At 38.0% G+C, this 16,038-nt stretch carries 19 protein-coding genes, 1 tRNA gene and 1 pseudogene; 15 read left to right on the top strand and 6 right to left on the bottom strand.

Annotated features, from left to right (window positions below):
* The 5 genes and pseudogenes from MRZ19_RS01175 to gdhA form a co-directional block, all read left to right on the top strand.
* Positions 1 to 189, top strand: a pseudogene (locus tag MRZ19_RS01175) (DUF2779 domain-containing protein); the annotation flags it as partial.
* Between the two features lie 250 nt (positions 190 to 439).
* Positions 440 to 628, top strand: coding sequence for a DUF262 domain-containing protein (locus MRZ19_RS01170; RefSeq protein WP_291029520.1), 189 nt, complete (start codon positions 440 to 442; stop codon positions 626 to 628).
* Entirely contained in the window at positions 609 to 1,019 is a 411-nt protein-coding gene (locus MRZ19_RS01165) for a DUF262 domain-containing protein (protein ID WP_291029518.1), read from the top strand. The genes MRZ19_RS01170 and MRZ19_RS01165 overlap by 20 nt, the downstream gene beginning before the upstream one ends.
* Positions 979 to 2,133, top strand: coding sequence for an HNH endonuclease family protein (locus MRZ19_RS01160; protein ID WP_291029516.1), 1,155 nt, complete (start codon positions 979 to 981; stop codon positions 2,131 to 2,133). The genes MRZ19_RS01165 and MRZ19_RS01160 overlap by 41 nt, the downstream gene beginning before the upstream one ends.
* A 170-nt stretch (positions 2,134 to 2,303) precedes the next feature.
* Positions 2,304 to 3,656: an NADP-specific glutamate dehydrogenase gene (gene gdhA / locus MRZ19_RS01155; RefSeq protein ID WP_291029513.1), complete on the top strand. Its 1,353-nt coding sequence runs from the start codon at positions 2,304 to 2,306 to the stop codon at positions 3,654 to 3,656.
* Between the two features lie 91 nt (positions 3,657 to 3,747).
* Here gdhA and MRZ19_RS01150 read toward each other — a convergent pair.
* Positions 3,748 to 3,824: transfer RNA gene (locus tag MRZ19_RS01150), tRNA-Arg, on the bottom strand.
* Positions 3,825 to 3,894: 70 nt separating this feature from the next.
* On the opposite strand from MRZ19_RS01150, the gene MRZ19_RS01145 reads away from it, so the two are divergent.
* The gene (locus MRZ19_RS01145) at positions 3,895 to 4,743 is read left to right on the top strand and encodes a zinc ABC transporter substrate-binding protein (protein WP_291029511.1); all 849 of its coding nucleotides are present in this window, start codon (positions 3,895 to 3,897) and stop codon (positions 4,741 to 4,743) included.
* Positions 4,744 to 4,805: 62 nt separating this feature from the next.
* Here the strand turns inward: MRZ19_RS01145 and MRZ19_RS01140 are convergent, their stop codons facing one another.
* Complete coding sequence (locus MRZ19_RS01140; RefSeq protein WP_291029509.1) at positions 4,806 to 5,090, bottom strand: 4Fe-4S binding protein; 285 nt, start codon at positions 5,088 to 5,090, stop codon at positions 4,806 to 4,808.
* Positions 5,091 to 5,241: 151 nt separating this feature from the next.
* Here MRZ19_RS01140 and MRZ19_RS01135 point away from each other — a divergent pair, with 151 nt between their 5' ends.
* Positions 5,242 to 6,204, top strand: a complete 963-nt coding sequence (locus MRZ19_RS01135; RefSeq protein ID WP_291029507.1) for a radical SAM protein — start codon at positions 5,242 to 5,244, stop codon at positions 6,202 to 6,204.
* Here the strand turns inward: MRZ19_RS01135 and MRZ19_RS01130 are convergent.
* Genes MRZ19_RS01130 through MRZ19_RS01115 form a run of 4 tightly spaced genes read right to left on the bottom strand, consistent with a single transcriptional unit; the run spans position 6,144 to position 10,753 of the window.
* A complete protein-coding gene (locus tag MRZ19_RS01130; RefSeq protein ID WP_291029505.1) occupies positions 6,144 to 7,364 on the bottom strand; it encodes an ABC transporter permease in 1,221 nt (406 codons plus the stop codon). The genes MRZ19_RS01135 and MRZ19_RS01130 overlap by 61 nt on opposite strands.
* Positions 7,355 to 8,086 carry an ABC transporter ATP-binding protein gene (locus MRZ19_RS01125; protein ID WP_291029503.1) on the bottom strand — a complete coding sequence of 244 codons (732 nt, stop codon included), beginning with the start codon at positions 8,084 to 8,086 and terminating at the stop codon, positions 7,355 to 7,357. The genes MRZ19_RS01130 and MRZ19_RS01125 overlap by 10 nt, the downstream gene beginning before the upstream one ends.
* The gene (locus tag MRZ19_RS01120; RefSeq protein WP_291029501.1) at positions 8,083 to 9,333 is read right to left on the bottom strand and encodes an efflux RND transporter periplasmic adaptor subunit; all 1,251 of its coding nucleotides are present in this window, start codon (positions 9,331 to 9,333) and stop codon (positions 8,083 to 8,085) included. Before MRZ19_RS01120 ends, MRZ19_RS01125 begins: the two co-directional genes overlap by 4 nt.
* On the bottom strand, positions 9,320 to 10,753 hold the full coding sequence (locus MRZ19_RS01115; protein WP_291029499.1) for a TolC family protein: 1,434 nt from the start codon (positions 10,751 to 10,753) through the stop codon (positions 9,320 to 9,322). The genes MRZ19_RS01120 and MRZ19_RS01115 overlap by 14 nt, the downstream gene beginning before the upstream one ends.
* Before the next feature lie 130 nt (positions 10,754 to 10,883).
* Here MRZ19_RS01115 and panD point away from each other — a divergent pair, with 130 nt between their 5' ends.
* Genes panD through MRZ19_RS01075 form a run of 8 tightly spaced genes read left to right on the top strand, consistent with a single transcriptional unit; the run spans position 10,884 to position 16,015 of the window.
* Complete coding sequence (panD, locus tag MRZ19_RS01110; protein ID WP_291029497.1) at positions 10,884 to 11,252, top strand: aspartate 1-decarboxylase; 369 nt, start codon at positions 10,884 to 10,886, stop codon at positions 11,250 to 11,252.
* The gene (locus MRZ19_RS01105) at positions 11,245 to 11,553 is read left to right on the top strand and encodes a YbaB/EbfC family nucleoid-associated protein (RefSeq protein ID WP_291029495.1); all 309 of its coding nucleotides are present in this window, start codon (positions 11,245 to 11,247) and stop codon (positions 11,551 to 11,553) included. The genes panD and MRZ19_RS01105 overlap by 8 nt, the downstream gene beginning before the upstream one ends.
* Before the next feature lie 2 nt (positions 11,554 to 11,555).
* Positions 11,556 to 12,653: a PDZ domain-containing protein gene (locus tag MRZ19_RS01100; protein ID WP_291029493.1), complete on the top strand. Its 1,098-nt coding sequence runs from the start codon at positions 11,556 to 11,558 to the stop codon at positions 12,651 to 12,653.
* Positions 12,628 to 13,491 carry a polyprenyl synthetase family protein gene (locus MRZ19_RS01095; protein WP_291029491.1) on the top strand — a complete coding sequence of 288 codons (864 nt, stop codon included), beginning with the start codon at positions 12,628 to 12,630 and terminating at the stop codon, positions 13,489 to 13,491. Before MRZ19_RS01100 ends, MRZ19_RS01095 begins: the two co-directional genes overlap by 26 nt.
* Before the next feature lie 9 nt (positions 13,492 to 13,500).
* The gene (surE, locus tag MRZ19_RS01090; RefSeq protein ID WP_291029489.1) at positions 13,501 to 14,286 is read left to right on the top strand and encodes a 5'/3'-nucleotidase SurE; all 786 of its coding nucleotides are present in this window, start codon (positions 13,501 to 13,503) and stop codon (positions 14,284 to 14,286) included.
* A complete protein-coding gene (locus MRZ19_RS01085) occupies positions 14,276 to 14,965 on the top strand; it encodes a ThiF family adenylyltransferase (protein WP_291029487.1) in 690 nt (229 codons plus the stop codon). Before surE ends, MRZ19_RS01085 begins: the two co-directional genes overlap by 11 nt.
* Before the next feature lie 3 nt (positions 14,966 to 14,968).
* A complete protein-coding gene (locus MRZ19_RS01080; RefSeq protein WP_291029485.1) occupies positions 14,969 to 15,127 on the top strand; it encodes a hypothetical protein in 159 nt (52 codons plus the stop codon).
* 9 nt (positions 15,128 to 15,136) lie between these two features.
* Positions 15,137 to 16,015: a carbon-nitrogen hydrolase gene (locus MRZ19_RS01075; protein WP_291029483.1), complete on the top strand. Its 879-nt coding sequence runs from the start codon at positions 15,137 to 15,139 to the stop codon at positions 16,013 to 16,015.
* Positions 16,016 to 16,038: the final 23 nt, after the last annotated feature.

Here is a 16,038-nt window from a genome sequence, read left to right as displayed (position 1 = left end):
ATGGAATCCGCTTATAAAGAGCTAAGTCTCGTGCATAATGGTGGCGAGGCGATGGAGTGCTTTGGGGCATTAGAATCTATGCCAAAAGAAAAGCAGATAGAATATCGCAAAGCCCTTTTAGCATATTGCAAACTTGATACGCTTGCTATGGTGGAGATTATAAAGGCGTTGGAAAAGCTAGTGGGCTAGGCGATATTAGTCTTGTATTTTTGATTGTAATATACATTTATATTTGTAGCGATTAATCTTTACTACATTAAATTTAAAGAAAGGGTAAAAGTGTGGAATATAGAGAATTTTTTGAACGCGTAAAGGGCTTTTTGGAACAAGCAGAGATTCACAAAAGGCGTGGGAATAATGACTTTAATCCCTTGCTTTATTTGTTTTTTTTTTTTTTGATTATAATACACGCACATATATTACATTTTAAGGAGCGACAATGAAACCAACAGAATCTACACTCAAAGGGTTTTTTCAAGGGGAGAAGCAATTTTGTATTCCTGTATATCAAAGGGCGTATTCTTGGGAAGAGCCGCAGTGGAAGATTTTTTTAGAAGACTTGGAAGAAGCTACAAAAGGGGAGTCATTACTTTTTTGGCAATGTGCTATTGGAAGCAATAGAGCGTGATGAAATGTTTGATATTATTGATGGACAGCAACGACTTACTGCCATTATTATTTTTGTGCGATGCTTAGTCAATGTGCTAGCTAAAGGCTATGATAAAGGGCAATTAGAATATATTAAACAAGATTATTTAGAGAATCGAAAAAAGCCGAAGTTAAACGCCCTAGAGTATGATAGGGATTATTTTTATGATGTGATTATTACCAATGATGATAATAAACACAAGCCGCAAACCCCATCACAAGAACGCATTTTAGAAGCAAAAGAGTTTTTCACAAAAGCATTGAAAAACAAAGAGATAGCCCAACTTGAAAAAATATTTCAAGCTATGCAAAAAGCACAAATAATAAAGTTTGAATTTAGCAACAAAAAAAGATTCTGTGTTAATGTTTGAGTTACAAAATAATCGTGGCAAAGATTTAACAAATATGGAAAAGCTAAAAAGCTATCTGTCCTATCAAATCTACACTTATAACGATAAAAAATCTGCTGAATCTAAGCTTAAGAAAATGGTAGATATTTTTGAAAAAATTTATCGCATTTTAAATGATATAAAGCAACTAGATGAAGATTCTATTTTAGGGTGTTTTAATATCGCGACTTCAAAATATGGCTTTGCTTACAGAGAAAATGATGATAGTTTAAACTACAAAAAAGAACTGAAAGACATAGTTGATAACGAAAAGAAACTTGCTTGGATTGATGAATATGTAAAAAGTCTTAAAAATGCCTTTTTTGATTTTAAAACCTTTATGGAATCTAAGAGTGAGTATAAAGAATATTTGCTTCATTTAAATGTAGCGGATACTTATCCCTTTGTGATTAAATCTTATCAGGTTTTTAGAAATGATAAAGAAAAGCTAGAGAGAGTATTTAAAGCCCTTGAAGTGATTGCTCTTAGACATAAACTTGTGAAAACTAGAGCAAAGATAGGGGATAAGCTAAATAGTGTTTTGAAAAACTTTGATAGTGTAGAAGAGTTAGAAGTTGGCATTAAGAATGTATGTGATAAGGAGTGGTATTGGAATGACAATAATATAATACAAGCACTTAAGCCTGAAAAACACACTTTAGATAAAATCGCTCGCTACATTTTTATGCGTTACGAAAATGCACTGCGAGATAGAAATGCAAGGACTAAGGGTTATAGATTTACATTAGATGAAATTAAAAAATCACAAGATGAAAAAAATCCACCAATAGAGCATATTGCCCCAACGACAGAAAATGGCGAAAAAGTCGCAAGTGGTTATTGCGAGTATGATAAGGATTTTTATGAAAATAGCTATTTACATTGCATAGGCAACCTTATGCTTATAGGGGAATCACATAATATTTCTATTGGTAATAATCCTTTTAAAGATAAGTTGCAAAGCTATGAAAACTCCCCTATGGCACAACATAGAGAAATAAAAGAGTTTGCAAATGGTGAAATATGGGATAAAAATTCCATTACTAAACGCCACGAAATGCTAGTGGAATTTATCCTAAAAACTTGGAGTTTATAATCCTTATAAACAAAATTCCTATTCCTAGCTAAATTTGAGTCTATATAAAGCAGAGATGCCTTAATGTATAAATTAAAATTAACAAAAAATATTAAGTTATAAGTTTAATTTAAAATTTATTTTAATAGAATGCAAAAACCATTAATACAATTTTCATTAAAGGAGTAGAAATGTCTTATGCACAAGAAGTTATTCAGAGGGCTGAAAAGCTTTATCCGGAACAAACAGAGTTTCATCAAGCAGTTAAGGAAGTGTTAGAGTCTATTGAACCAGCACTCCAAAAAGATTCAAAATACCGAAAAAACAAGATTTTAGAGAGAATTGTAATTCCAGAGCGACAAATTAATTTTCGCGTAACTTGGGAAGATGACAAGGGAGAGATTCAAGTTAATCGTGGTTATCGTATTGAGTTTAGCTCGCTTTTAGGTCCTTATAAAGGAGGGTTGCGATTCCATCCTAGTGTAACAGAAGGGATTATTAAGTTTTTAGGATTTGAGCAAATTTTCAAAAATGCACTCACAGGACTTGCCATAGGAGGTGGAAATGGAGGAAGTGATTTTGATCCTAAAGGAAAAAGCGATAGAGAGATAATGCGTTTTTGCCAAGCATTTATGAATGAATTATACCGACACATTGGGGCGCATACTGATGTTCCAGCAGGTGATATTGGTGTTGGTGGGCGCGAGATTGGCTATCTTTTTGGGCAATACAAAAAGCTAACTAACCGCTATGATGGTGTCTTAACGGGTAAATCTTTGCTTTGGGGTGGAAGTTTAGTTAGGACAGAGGCTACGGGTTATGGAAGTGTGTATTTTGCGCAAGAAATGCTAGAGCATAGTAGTTTTTGTGGCTTAGAAGGCAAAGTGTGTTTAGTTTCTGGTAGTGGGAATGTTGCAATTTATACCATTGAGAAGCTGCAACAACTTGGTGCAAAACCTGTAACAATCAGTGATTCAAGAGGAATGATTTATGATGAAGCAGGGATTGATTTAGCACTCTTAAAAGAGATTAAGGAAGTAAGACGCGAGAGTTTGGAATCCTATGCAAAAGAGCGCAATAGTGCGAAATGGACAAGCGTGAAGGATTATCCAAGTGATCATAATCCCTTGTGGGAGATTCCAGCTTTTGCTGCATTTCCAAGTGCAACACAAAATGAAATCAATGCAAAAGATGCAGAAAATCTACTAAAAAATGGTTGTAAATGCGTGAGTGAAGGGGCTAATATGCCTTCAACAATTGCAGCAGTGCATAAATTTTTAGATGCAAAAATTTGTTATGGTCCGGGCAAAGCAGCAAATGCTGGAGGTGTTGCAACAAGCGGACTTGAGATGAGTCAGAATGCGTCAATGACTTCTTGGACTTTTGAAGAGGTGGATGCAAAGTTGCATAGAATTATGAAAAATATTTATGCCCACGCAAGTGAAACTGCAAAAGAATTTGGTGAGCCTACAAATTTAGTGCTTGGTGCTAATATTTCAGCATTTCGCAAAGTGGCAAATGCAATGATTGAACAAGGTTTGTAAATTGCATAAAGATTCCTTTGTATGCTTGTGGAGTCGCATTGAAATATAATGCAAAGCGCAAATAGCTTATAGCGAAGTAAAAATGGATTATTGGTGCGCTCAGAGGGAGTCGAACCCCCAACCCTCAGATCCGAAGTCTGATGCTCTATCCAATTGAGCTATGAACGCTTGAAAATTAGGAAAATTAGGGTAAAATAATATCCTAAAAAAGTTTTAATACGCATTAAAAGGGTAAAAAATGAAAAAGATTCTGATGTTTGCGTGCTTGTTGCTAAATTTTGCCTTGGCGCGTGAAGTAATTGTCGTTAGTATTCCTATGCAAAAAGAGTTTGTAGAAAAGATTGCTGGGGATTCTTATGAAGTGGTTTCACTTGTGAGCTCAGGCGTGAATCCGCACGATTTTGAGCCAAAGGCTAAAGAGATAAGAAAAGTCAATGATGCAGTGGCATATTTTGCGATTGGCATTGAGTTTGAAGAGGCTTGGTTGCCGCGCTTTAAGGGGCAAAACCAAGCAATGCAAGTGTTTGACATAGGGGCTAATATCGCGCGCATTAGCTCCACAGATACGCATCATCACAATGAACACCACGATGAGCACCATCACAATGGGGACACGCACATTTGGTTATCCCCTAGCAATGCAAAAATCATCGCTACAAATATTTATGAAGCCTTAAAAAAGTTGGAATCTAAAAAGGACTTTTTACAAAATTATAATGCGCTAATGCTAGAGATTGATGCGCTAGATAGGGAATTAAAGGCGGTTTTAAAGGATTTGCCAAAGCATCAAAAATTTGTCGTGTTTCATCCTGTGCTTGGATATTTTGCAAGGGATTATCATTTAGAAGAAATTTCTATTGAAGTGGAGGGCAAAAGTCCAAAAATGCAAGAAATGATTGCAGTGATTGAAACTCTTAAAAAAGAGAAGTTAAAAATGATTTTCGCACAGCCTGAGTTTTCTGCAAAAGCAGCGGAGTTTATTGCAAAAGAGAGTGGGGCTAAACTGGGATATTTTTCACCGCTTAAAACACCTTGGGATGAGAATTTGCTAAACTTTGCAAAGACACTTGTAGAACTTCAAAAATAGAATCTAAAGACTTAAAAAGAAAGAAATGGAGTTTTAAAAAAGCCCCAAAAGGGCTTTAAGGATTATTCAACAACGGGCGTGTGCGAACTTCTCTTGTCCTCGCCAATGTCATCTCTAAAAGGTTGTGGATTAACAACAGCGTCCCACACGATACAGCCCTCTGTTGGACAGGCAGACGCACAGGCGGGTTCGTCGTTGTGTCCTACGCATTCCACACATTTATCATTATAAACAAAGTAGCATCCATCATCGTTTGGATTATCATCTTCATCAACAATTGCTTCTACCGGACATTCATCAATGCAAGCACCACAGGCGATGCAAATATCAGTAATTTTAACAGCCATAGTTTCTCCTTAAAAAATTTTAGTTTAAGGAATCAGTATATAGCAAAGAATATAAAATTTAGCTTCAATCAAGGTAGAATCGCAAAAGTTTTATGCAAAATAGTGTAGAATTATCGGATTTAAAAAGCAGAATCTTAAAAGGGGCTTTGTTATGGATATCATTTTTGGACCTGTGCGATCAAGACGCTTTGGAGAGTCTTTAGGAGTGGATTTATCCCCAAAGCTTAAGCAATGCAATTATGATTGTGTTTATTGCGAGCTTGAGGGTAAAAAGGCGCAAAATGCAATGCAAGAAGTCTTAAATGTTGATGCAGTTTTAGAAGCTATAAAGCAGGGCTTAGAAAAGTTTCCCAATGTGGATTCCCTTACGATTACAGCAAACGGAGAGCCTACGCTTTATCCGCATTTGTATGAGTTAATGTTGCGTTTAGAGGACATTAAAGGCGAAAAAAAGACACTGCTTTTAACAAATGGTGCATTACTTTGGGATGTGTGCGTTGCTAGGGCTTGCTTGCTCTTTGATAAGGTGAAGTTTTCTTTAGATGCAGTGAGTCAGAGGGTGTTTAAAAAGATTGATAGGGCGCATAAAAATGTGGATTTAACACAGGTGCTAAAGGGAATTTATCAATTCAGTGCGGATTTTCAAGGGGAGTTGTATGCGGAGATTTTGTTTGTCAAAGGCATCAATGATGCCCCACAAGAAATTCAAGAAATGGCGCGCTTTTTAGCTCCTATGCCATTGAAGCGATTAGACATTAGCACCATTGATCGCCCACCTGCTTATAAGGTGGAATCCCTAAGCATACAAGAGTTAGAGAGTATTGGCAAAGTGTTTTTGCGCTATCAAATTCCAGTGTCTGTGCCCAAACGCACTCAAATTAATGTGCAGGGAAACTTAGAATTAAATGCAGAAGAGATTTTAAAAACGCTATCCCTGCGTCCAATGAGTGAGGGAGATGTTAATACGCTCTGGAGTGTGCAATCAAGGGAGATATTAGAATTGCTTTTAAAAGAGGGAAGTGTCAAGCAAAAATGTATTAATGGTGTAAATTTTTATTCGTGTCTTAGTGCATCAATGGGGTTTAATCTTGAAGCGCGACGGGCTGGGAGATAGCCAAATAAGATTCCAATGCAAGCGGAAAATAAAAAGGCGATAAAAGCGATTCCATAATCAAAGACAAAGGGTATGTCCATTACCTGACAAATTCCAAATGAGAGAAAAAATGCTAGAATAATCCCTAGGATTCCACCAAGCGCACTAAGGGTTAGGGCTTCAATTAAAAATTGCAAAAGCACTTCACTTTGTAATGCGCCAATGGCAAGCCTAGTGCCAATTTCTTTTGTGCGTTCTGTTACAGAAACCAACATAATATTCATAATCCCAATTCCGCCAACAATTAAACTAATTCCAGCAATTGCGCTTAAAAACAGCGTAAGTGTGGAGGTGGTGTTTTGCATAATGCTAAGGATTTGTTTGGTGTCCATTATCTCAAAATCATCTTTTTGTTCGCTTCGGATATTACGGATTTGACGCAATGCATCTGCGATTTGTGTGAGTGCTTGTGTGGAATCTGTGTCATCTTTTAGAGAAATCATAAGGCGCGGGATATTATGGAGAGAATTTATTTTAGAAATGCTTCTTTGGTAGGTTTTTAAAGGGAGTAAAATCACATCATCTTGGTCGTTTCCCATTGCACTTTGCCCTTTTTCTTCTAGGATTCCAATGCACTCACACACGATATTATTTAGGCGGATTCTGCTTCCTAGCGGATTTGTGAGAGTTTTATCAAAAAGATTCTTTTGCACGCTTTTACCGATGATGCAAACATTATTGCCTGCTCTGTAATCCTGTGTGCTAAAGCCTTTGCCATTAGTGATTTCCCAATTTGTAGCTAGAAAATAGGCGGAATCTACGCCTTGAATTTGTGTTTGGGTGTTTTCTTGGCGAAATTGCACAAGGCTTGGTGTGGTAACAATTGGGGCTATGGCGCGCACAATGTGGGCGGTTTGGAGATTTAGGGTTTTAATTTCATTTAGACTAAAGAGTTTTCTACTGCTTCCTCCGATATTTTGTGTGCGTGCGGGAAAAACTAGCAGGATATTGCTACCAAGACTACTGATGCGTTCAGTGACAACCTGTGTTGTGCCATTGCCAAGTGTGATCATAATAATCACTGCGCTTACACCAATGATGATGCCAAGCATTGTTAAAAGTGCGCGCAAGAAATTGCGTTTGATTTGGCGGAAAGCTAAGAAAAAGGCGTTTAAAAGCATTGCAACTCTTTTGTTTGGGATTGTGCATTTTTGGATTCTTTATTGGAATCGCTTTTGATATTGCCATCTAAAAACATAATGTTGCGTGTCGCATATTGCGCCATTTCTGGTTCGTGTGTTACCATTAGGATTGTGATTTTAGATTCCCTATTTAGCCATTTTAAAATCTTCATAATTTCTACACTGCGTGTTGTGTCAAGATTCCCTGTTGGCTCATCTGCTAGCAAGAATAATGGTTTTGAAACAATGGCTCTTGCAATGGCTACACGCTGTTGTTGTCCACCACTTAAAGCATTGCTTTGGTGGTTATACCACTGCTCTAAGCCTACCATTGCAAGAGCTTCCCTTGCGTTTTTTAGGCGTTCTTTTTTAGGCATTTGACGATAGAGCAAGGGGAGTTCTACATTTTCAAGGGCGGTTGTGCGTGGGAGTAAATTAAAGCCTTGAAAAATAAATCCAATATAATTACGCCTTAAAAGTGCCTTTTGCTTAAGATTTAAACCATTCACATTTACGCCACAAAAATTATAGATTCCACTTGTTGGACTATCTAAACAGCCTAGAATGTTTGCTAGCGTGCTTTTACCACTCCCACTTGGTCCCATTAACGCCACAAATTCCCCTTGTGTAATGGAGAGATTAATACCGCGCAAGGCTTCAAAGGTGTTTGGCGGCTTGCCATAGGTTTTGTGGAGATTTTCTAGGGTGATAAATTCTGTCATTTTTCTCTCTTTTGTGAGAGGATAACTTCTAAGCCTTGTGTGATAGAATCACTAAGGATTTGTGTCAAAACACCATCGCTAATGCCCACTTCAACGGGGATTTCTTTTGGGATATTATTTTCTAAAATCCATACGCTAGAGCTTGCTTGCTTTTGTGTTGTTGTGTTATTTTTTACAGGGCGTGTTTTTATAAAAGGGTTGAAATTTCTTTTTTGTGTGTTTTGCTGGGGCGTATTAGGAGAGAAGTATAATGCACTTGCTGGGATTAGTAGAGCATTTTTGACACTTTTTGTTATAATATCTGCTGTGGCACTCATTCCTGGACGCAATAACAAGTCTTTGTTATCCACGCTAATGCGCGCTTGATAGGATACAATATTATCTGTATTTTTGTTTGCACCAAAATTCACACGATTAATCACTGCATTAAAGATTTTGTTGGGATAGGAATCCACGCTAAAAGCGACATCTTGTCCTACTTCAACTTTTCCTATGTCTGCTTCTGAGATATTAACATTAAATTCCATTTCTTCTAAGCTCTCAGCAATGATAAAAAACTCTGGAGCTTGAAAATTTGCAGCAACACTTTGTCCTACTTCAATGGAGCGACTAAGCACCACGCCATCAATAGGTGTTGTGATGTGAGAGTTTTTTAAATCCACTTCTTTGGAGCGGATGGAGGTTTCAATCTCTATGATGCTTGCTTGGCGGATTCTAACTTCGCTAAGTGCTATGTTATAAGCAGTTTTTGCACTTTGTAAATCAAGCTTTGAGGGGGTTTTGCCTTGTGTTTGTTTGTGGAGTGTTTGGAGTTGTTGGTATTGCCATTCCTTTTCTTCTAGGCTAATTTGTGCGCTTTTTAGCTGGGCTTTAGCACTTGTAAGTTGTGCTTCAAGGCGCAATAGGTTTTGCTCAATGCTCTCACTATCAATTTTAGCAAGTACTTGCCCTTTGCTAACTTTGTCATTCACATCAACAAGCACTTCAAGCACGATTCCAGAAATGACAGAGCCAATAGAAACTTTATGGATTGGCGAGAGTGTCCCATTTGCGCTAATGGAAGTTTCAATATCGCCGATTTTTACAGGCTGTGTGGTGTAGATGTAGTTTGGCGTTTGGTTTTGCCATAAGCTAAGGAGTATGATAAGTAAAAACAAGCTTAGGATTCCGCCTATTAGAATAGATAGGAGTTTTTTATAGTTGCGTTTTGGATGGAGTGTTTTTAAGATTTCTTCAGTTGTTTGCATAGGAATCCTTATAGAGATTTAGGTTGCCTCCAAAGACTTTGTAAAGTATTACAAGTGTTTTTAGATTCTGTGTTTTTGTTGTATTTAGAGATTTTTTAGCATTGTTTAAAGAAGCACTATTTAAGGTATGCTCTAATGTGTCAATTAATCCTACGGAGTGGCGATTTAGGGAAAATGTATAGTAGTTTTGCGCATTTTGTAAGCGTTTTTGGCTGTTTTGTAGCTGCGTGTGCGCATTATTGGTATTAAAACTTGCATTTTCAATCTCAAAAAATGCGTTTTTTAAGGTTTGTTGGAGTGTTAAATAGGATTCTTTTAAAAGGGCATCTTGTAAAAAATAGTTTTGTGTGAGTTGTGTGCGGTTTAAAAGTGGAGCACTAAGTGCGCTTGCAAGCCCCCAAGCGAGATTCCCGCTAGCTTGTGAGTTGGAATCTAAAATTGCATTAATGTTAGCATTAAGGGAGATAATCGGAAATAAGCTTGCCTTTGCATTTGCCTTTGTGTAGATTTGTGCGTGAAGGCTAAAGAGTGCAGCTTTAATGTCAGGGCGAGAGAATAGCGTATCTGCTGGGAGATTTGCAAGGTTAAAATGGGTTTTTGGTGTGGGCAAACTTTTTGGATTTTTTAGTGGGAGTTTGTTGGAATCTAAAAGAATTAAGAGTGCGTTTTTGCTTTCTTCTTGCGTGCTTTTTAAGCGTTCTAGTGCATTTTGTTCTTCTGTTAATAAATCTTGTTTTTTAAAAAGCTCTGTGCTATCAAGCAAGCCATTTTCAACTTTTAGGCGTGTAAGCTCTAGGGCTTCTTGGTAGTGGGTGATGTTTTCTTGGGTTAGAATGATATTCTGTGTTGTCTCAACAAGTGTAAAATAAAGCGTTGCAATGTTTGCAAATAGCGTGATTTTAGCATTTTCTAAATCTTGTAAAGATTTTTGGTAAAGGGATTCTTTTGCATTTTTATTGTGTCTTAGTCTGCCAAAAAGGTCTAGCTCCCAAGATAGTGTTGCGCCAATTCGACTATTAGAGTTGTGCGATTCTAGCGTGGGAGTGGTGTTTGTGCGTGTGTGGTTTGTGCTTGTGTTAAGATTCCCGCTAACTTGTGGAAATAAAGAGCCCCAAGCACTTTTTAGCTGGGATTGTGTTTGTAAAATCCTTGCTTGTGTGATTTGCAAATCTAGGTTTTTGCTTAAGGCGGTTTGTAAAAGTGCATTTAAGTTGGAATCTAAAAATAAAAGCTCCATTTGTTCTTTAGGATTTGTGGAGATTTTGGGAGTTTTAGAATCATTTAGGTGGATGAGGTTTGTGTTGTGAAATTCTAGCGGGAGTGAGCTTGTAAGTGTTTTTGTGTGAGGAAGTTTAGCTGAACAGGCTAAAAGCATAAGACTTAGTGCAATTTGGATTCCATATTTTAGAGAGTGTTGCAAAGACTTTCCTTAAAGAATTGAAAACTTAAGGCGTATTTTACTTTTAAAAACTAAAATAAATGTAAAGTCGTTGCTTTTTGTGCTAAAATACTAAAATTTTGAAGTGAAGTTTATAGGGTAAGGATAAGTTGTGAATTTTACGATGCTATATAGCAAAATCCACCGCGCAAGTGTGAGTGATGCGAATTTGAATTATATGGGTTCTATTACGATTGATAGTGCTTTAATGGAAGGTGCTGGGCTAATGGAAGGGCAAAAGGTGGAGATTGTAAATATCAATAATGGGGAGCGTTTTGCAACTTATGTTATTATGGGTAAGAGTGGTGATATGTGTCTAAATGGAGCAGCAGCACGCAAGGTGCAAGTAGGAGATAAAATTATTGTAATGGCGTATGCGCAATACACACAAGAAGAGCTTAAAACCTATGAACCTAAAGTTGTTTTAGTGGATGAAAACAATCAAATTGTAGCGATTAAAAAGGAGTTAGGAAATGTTTGAACCAAAAGAGTTGGCAAAAACGCTAGGCGATTTACAAGAGAAGTTTCAAAACGCACAAGAAGCAAATAAAGAAGTTGTGCTAAATGCTAAGAGTGGCGGTGGATTAGTGAGTGTGAGTGCAAATGGTGAAGGAGAGATTATTGACATTAGCATTGATGATTCTTTGTTAGAAGATAAAGAATCTTTGCAGATTTTGCTAATGAGTGCGTTAAATGATGTGCTAAAGAGTGTGGAATCTAACCGCAAAAATATGGCAATGCAAATGCTTGGAAACTTGGGCGATTTTCCGCTGAAGGGGTGATTATGAGAGTTTTTAAAGGCGTGATTGTTTGGTTGCTATGCTTTAGTATTCCTAGCTTTGCGTATGATTTTAAAGCGTGTGAGAAAAAGGCTGCTTTGTCTATGGAGAGGGTAGGAAGCACTTATGGAATCGCAATTGATTCTTTAGGGGCAAAGGCAGTGTTGTTTGTGTATTCGCCCAAGCAAAAGCCACGCGGATACAAGGTGTTAAAGCACGATCCTTTTGTAGGAATGTATCTTTTAGAATCTAAAGGGGCGTTAGAGCCAGTCAATATTAAGACAATCCCGCAAGAGATTTTAGAAGAGGAGATTGCAAGTGTGAATCCAAATGATAGTGTAAGTGGCAAGATTGCAGCAAGAATGCAAAGTCCCATTGATTTTGCAACACTCAATACACCAACCTTTCAAAATAGCTTAATTAGCACGATTTGCGATCATATCTATGGAATTGGAATTGGTGGAAATGCCTTCATAGAAAAGGTGTATTTAGATAGGTTTGTAAATAGCGATTCCATTTATTATGGCGATATTGGTGTGCGTGTGGTGGAAAATGCAAATGGCGTGGAAGTGAGTGTGGTAGATCCCTTCTTTAAAAAGAATCCCTTTAAATATGGCGATGTGATTACTTCTATTAATGGGGAGATGATTCCAAATTTAGCAAGTTTTCGGCGCGTGGTTTTTGATTTGCAACAAGATGCCATTGTGCCTGTGCAAATTAAGCGTAATGGTATGCGTATGGAAGTGCAAGTAGAGGTGGATAAACTACGCGGTGGAATGTTGCTTCCGGATGATTTTTTCTCCCGTGTGCATATTGGTGTAAATGATGATTTTGTTATCACTTATGTAGGTAAAGAAGCAAGGGATGGCTTTGAACGCTTGGAAGTTGGCGATAGAGTGTTGCGTGTCAATCAACACGATACGCCAAGAGGAAATGATGCGATTATCCGCTTGCTAGGGGAATACCCAGATAAAAAACAGCGTTGGTTAATCTCGCGTGATGATTTTCAATTTTTTATTGATGTGAATGATAAGGGAGTAGAAGAGTCGCAAAACTCACTTACGCAAGGGCTTTTAAGTGAAGACAATCGATTTAGTTTTTGAAGATTTTGAAGCGTATTTGAAGGAAAATGCGCCAAAAATTCCAAGCTTTCATCCAAATTATGAAAACGCACTTTGGGAGATGGTGCTAAATGGAGGAAAGCGATTCCGTCCTAAGTTACTTTTAAGCATTGTAGCAAGTTATAAAAAAGAGAATGTAAGTTTGGCTTTTGCACCAGCACTTGCACTAGAGATTTTACACACCTATTCTTTGATACACGATGATTTGCCAGCAATGGATAATGCGCCACTTAGACGCGGTTGTGAAACCTTGCATAAAAAATACGATGAAGTTTTAGCGATTTTAGCAGGGGATGGGCTAAATACGCAGGCGTTTTATTTAATCGCAACTTCTAAGTTAAAGCCAAAGATAAAGGTTAAACTTATAGAATCTTTAAGTTATAATGGTGGAATCTATGGAATGGTGCTAGGGCAAGCATTAGATTGCCATTTTGAAGGGCAAAAACTGCCTTTGGAACAGCTAAGGATTATCCATTTAAACAAAACAGCAAAGTTAATTGCTGCTTCTCTTGAAATGGGGGCAATGGTTGCGGAGTGTGATAAAAAGATGTGTAAAAGCTTGTATCAGTTAGGTTTAGATTTAGGATTGTTTTTTCAAATCTGCGATGATGTAATAGATTCTACGCAAAGCACGCAAGAAGCGGGGAAACCTACGCATAATGATGGTGTAAAAAATAGCTATGTGAATCTACTAGGTTTAGAAGGCGCAAGGAGGAGTGCAAAACTCTTACAAGATTCTTTATTAAGACAAATTGAAACTCTAAATAAGCCCGCTAAAAAGCACTTAAAGGCACTTTTAGGGAGTTATTTTGATATTTGAAGGAAAATTTTGAAACGCATTTTAATAACAAATGATGATGGCTATGAATCTCCGGGACTATTGGCGTTAAAAGAGGCGTTAAGCCCTTTAGGGCATTGTGTCATTGTTGCTCCTGCTAGTGAGAAATCTGCTTGCGGACACGGAATGACATTAACGCGCCCTTTGCGCTTTATCAAGTTAGAAGATGATTTTTACAAGCTAGATGATGGAAGCCCAACAGATTGTGTTTATCTCTCGCTTAATGCACTTTATGGGGAAGGGTTTAAGCCAGATTTAATCGTAAGTGGCATTAATATTGGTTCAAATATGGGAGAAGATGTGAGTTATTCTGGCACAGCAAGTGCGGCTATGGAAGGTGTTTTACACGGGATTCCATCGCTTGCTATCTCACAAGTTTTAAAGGATAAAGATTCTATTGGTTTTGATTTTGCACTTGCTAAAGAGAGTGCGTATATGCTTGCAAAAAAGATTCTTGAAGGTTCTTATCCTTTGGGCTTTAGGGAGTTTTTAAATATCAATATTCCCCAGCTTAAGCCACAAGATTGTAAGGGAATGCAAGCCACAGAGCTTGGAATTCGCTCTTATGGAAATGATGCGCATTTGCATAGAAATCCACGCGGAGAAGAGTATTATTGGTTAGGGTTACATCCTTTGGAATGGAGTGAGCGGGAAAATGGAGAGATTTCAGATTTTAGTGCAATACAGCAAGGCTATGTTTCTATCACGCCTATCACGCTTGATTTTACAGCGCGTGCGCGTTTGAGTGGGCTTAAGGAGTGGATGAATGCAAGATGAGCGATTTACTAGGACTTTGTTGCTTTTTAAGGAAAATGGATTCCAAAAATTGCAAAATGCTAGCGTGCTGTTGCTTGGTGTTGGTGGAGTGGGAAGTTTTGCGTTAGATTGCTTGTATCGCACAGGGGTTGGGAAGATTTGCATTGTGGATTATGATGTCTTTGATGTAACAAATCAGAATCGTCAAATTGGCGCATTTGAAGGCGTTGGGTGTAAAAAAGTGGAAGTTTTATCACAAAAATATCATGGAGTTTTAAGTTTAGATTCTAAAATCACACAGGATTTTATTGATGGTTTTGATTTTAAGGCTTATGATATTGTGATTGATGCGATTGATGATATTGATGCAAAAATTGCCTTAGCTCTAAAGATTGCAAATCAGTCAAAAAAAGAATTGGTAAAAGAAAAAATGCCCCATTTGCTTGTTTCCACAGGGAGTGCAAAAAAGCTTGATCCCTCACAAATTCAGTTTGCATCCATTTGGAAGAGTTATGGAGATAGGTTTGCAAGAAAATTTAGAGAAGGGCTTAAGAAGAAAGCTTTCAAGGGGGATTTTATGGTAGCATTTAGCCCAGAAGCCCCTAAGTGTAAGGAGCTTGGAAGTTTCAGTGGTGTAACGGCTAGCTTTGGATTGCGTTTAGCAAGCGAAGCGGTTAATTTAATTTTAAACAAGGAATAAGAAATGAAAAGAGTTACAAAACCTTTTGAAGAAGAGGAAAATGAGGATTTTGAAGAAGAATATGATGGCTATGCGCCAGAAGATTATGCAGACAATCATCGTTTTTTATACGATGAAGACGATTATGAGAGTAGTGATAGTGATTATGAGGGAGATGATTAAGGGCAGGCAATGCAGATTCAAGTGGCATTGATTCAACAAGCTTATAAGCAGAGCAAGCAGGCTACGCAACACTTTACTGCACAAAGGGTTAAAGAAGCGGCAACTAAAGGTGCGAAGCTTGTGTTGCTCCAAGAGTTGCATAGCTGGGAGTATTTTTGTCAGAGTGAGAATGTGGAGTTTTTTGACTACGCGCTAGAGTTTGACAAGGGTTGTGTGTATTTTTCTAATGTGGCAAAAGAATGTGGCGTGGTGCTTGTAACTTCGCTCTTTGAACGTCGTAGTGCTGGGCTGTATCATAATACGGCGGTGGTGTTTGAAAAGGATGGTAGCATCGCTGGAAAGTATCGCAAAATGCACATACCTGATGATCCGGGGTTTTATGAGAAGTTTTATTTCACGCCTGGGGATTTAGGGTTTGCGCCGATTTTAACAAGCCTTGGGAAGCTAGGCGTCCTTGTGTGCTGGGATCAATGGTATCCTGAGGCGGCAAGAATTATGGCATTAAAGGGGGCTGAGATTTTGATTTATCCTACAGCTATTGGTTGGTTTGATGCAGATAGCAAGGAAGAAAAAGAGCGTCAAAGGGAGGCTTGGATGGCGGTGCAAAGGGGGCATAGCGTGGCAAATGGGATTCCTGTTGTTGCAATTAATCGTGTGGGGTTTGAAAAGGATTCTAGCGGTGTGATAGAGGGAATCCGTTTTTGGGGCTCTAGCTTTGTGTATGGTGCGCAAGGGGAGTTGCTGGCTTTAGGAAGTGTGGAGGGGGAAGAGATTTTGTATTTTGAGTGGGATAAAAAGCGCAGTGAAGATGTGCGTCGCATTTGGCCTTTTTTGCGCGATAGGCGCATTGATGCGTATGGGGATATTTTAAAGCGGTATTGTGATTAATGGAGAGTGATTTGTAATAGTTG

The organism is Helicobacter sp., from assembly GCF_022770205.1.
Lineage (GTDB): Bacteria > Campylobacterota > Campylobacteria > Campylobacterales > Helicobacteraceae > Helicobacter_D.
Note: the sequence above shows the minus strand (reverse complement) of the source record. Positions and strands in the feature narration are given on the sequence as shown.

Coding starts and splice junctions, on each gene's coding strand:
- MRZ19_RS01170 (WP_291029520.1), top strand. CDS start 440: ATGAAACCAACAGAATCTACACTCAAAGGGTTTTTTCAAGGGGAGAAG.
- gdhA (WP_291029513.1), top strand. CDS start 2,304: ATGTCTTATGCACAAGAAGTTATTCAGAGGGCTGAAAAGCTTTATCCG.
- MRZ19_RS01145 (WP_291029511.1), top strand. CDS start 3,895: ATGAAAAAGATTCTGATGTTTGCGTGCTTGTTGCTAAATTTTGCCTTG.
- MRZ19_RS01140 (WP_291029509.1), bottom strand. CDS start 5,090: ATGGCTGTTAAAATTACTGATATTTGCATCGCCTGTGGTGCTTGCATT.
- MRZ19_RS01135 (WP_291029507.1), top strand. CDS start 5,242: ATGGATATCATTTTTGGACCTGTGCGATCAAGACGCTTTGGAGAGTCT.
- MRZ19_RS01130 (WP_291029505.1), bottom strand. CDS start 7,364: ATGCTTTTAAACGCCTTTTTCTTAGCTTTCCGCCAAATCAAACGCAAT.
- MRZ19_RS01125 (WP_291029503.1), bottom strand. CDS start 8,086: ATGACAGAATTTATCACCCTAGAAAATCTCCACAAAACCTATGGCAAG.
- MRZ19_RS01120 (WP_291029501.1), bottom strand. CDS start 9,333: ATGCAAACAACTGAAGAAATCTTAAAAACACTCCATCCAAAACGCAAC.
- MRZ19_RS01105 (WP_291029495.1), top strand. CDS start 11,245: ATGTTTGAACCAAAAGAGTTGGCAAAAACGCTAGGCGATTTACAAGAG.
- MRZ19_RS01100 (WP_291029493.1), top strand. CDS start 11,556: ATGAGAGTTTTTAAAGGCGTGATTGTTTGGTTGCTATGCTTTAGTATT.
- MRZ19_RS01085 (WP_291029487.1), top strand. CDS start 14,276: ATGCAAGATGAGCGATTTACTAGGACTTTGTTGCTTTTTAAGGAAAAT.
- MRZ19_RS01080 (WP_291029485.1), top strand. CDS start 14,969: ATGAAAAGAGTTACAAAACCTTTTGAAGAAGAGGAAAATGAGGATTTT.
- MRZ19_RS01075 (WP_291029483.1), top strand. CDS start 15,137: ATGCAGATTCAAGTGGCATTGATTCAACAAGCTTATAAGCAGAGCAAG.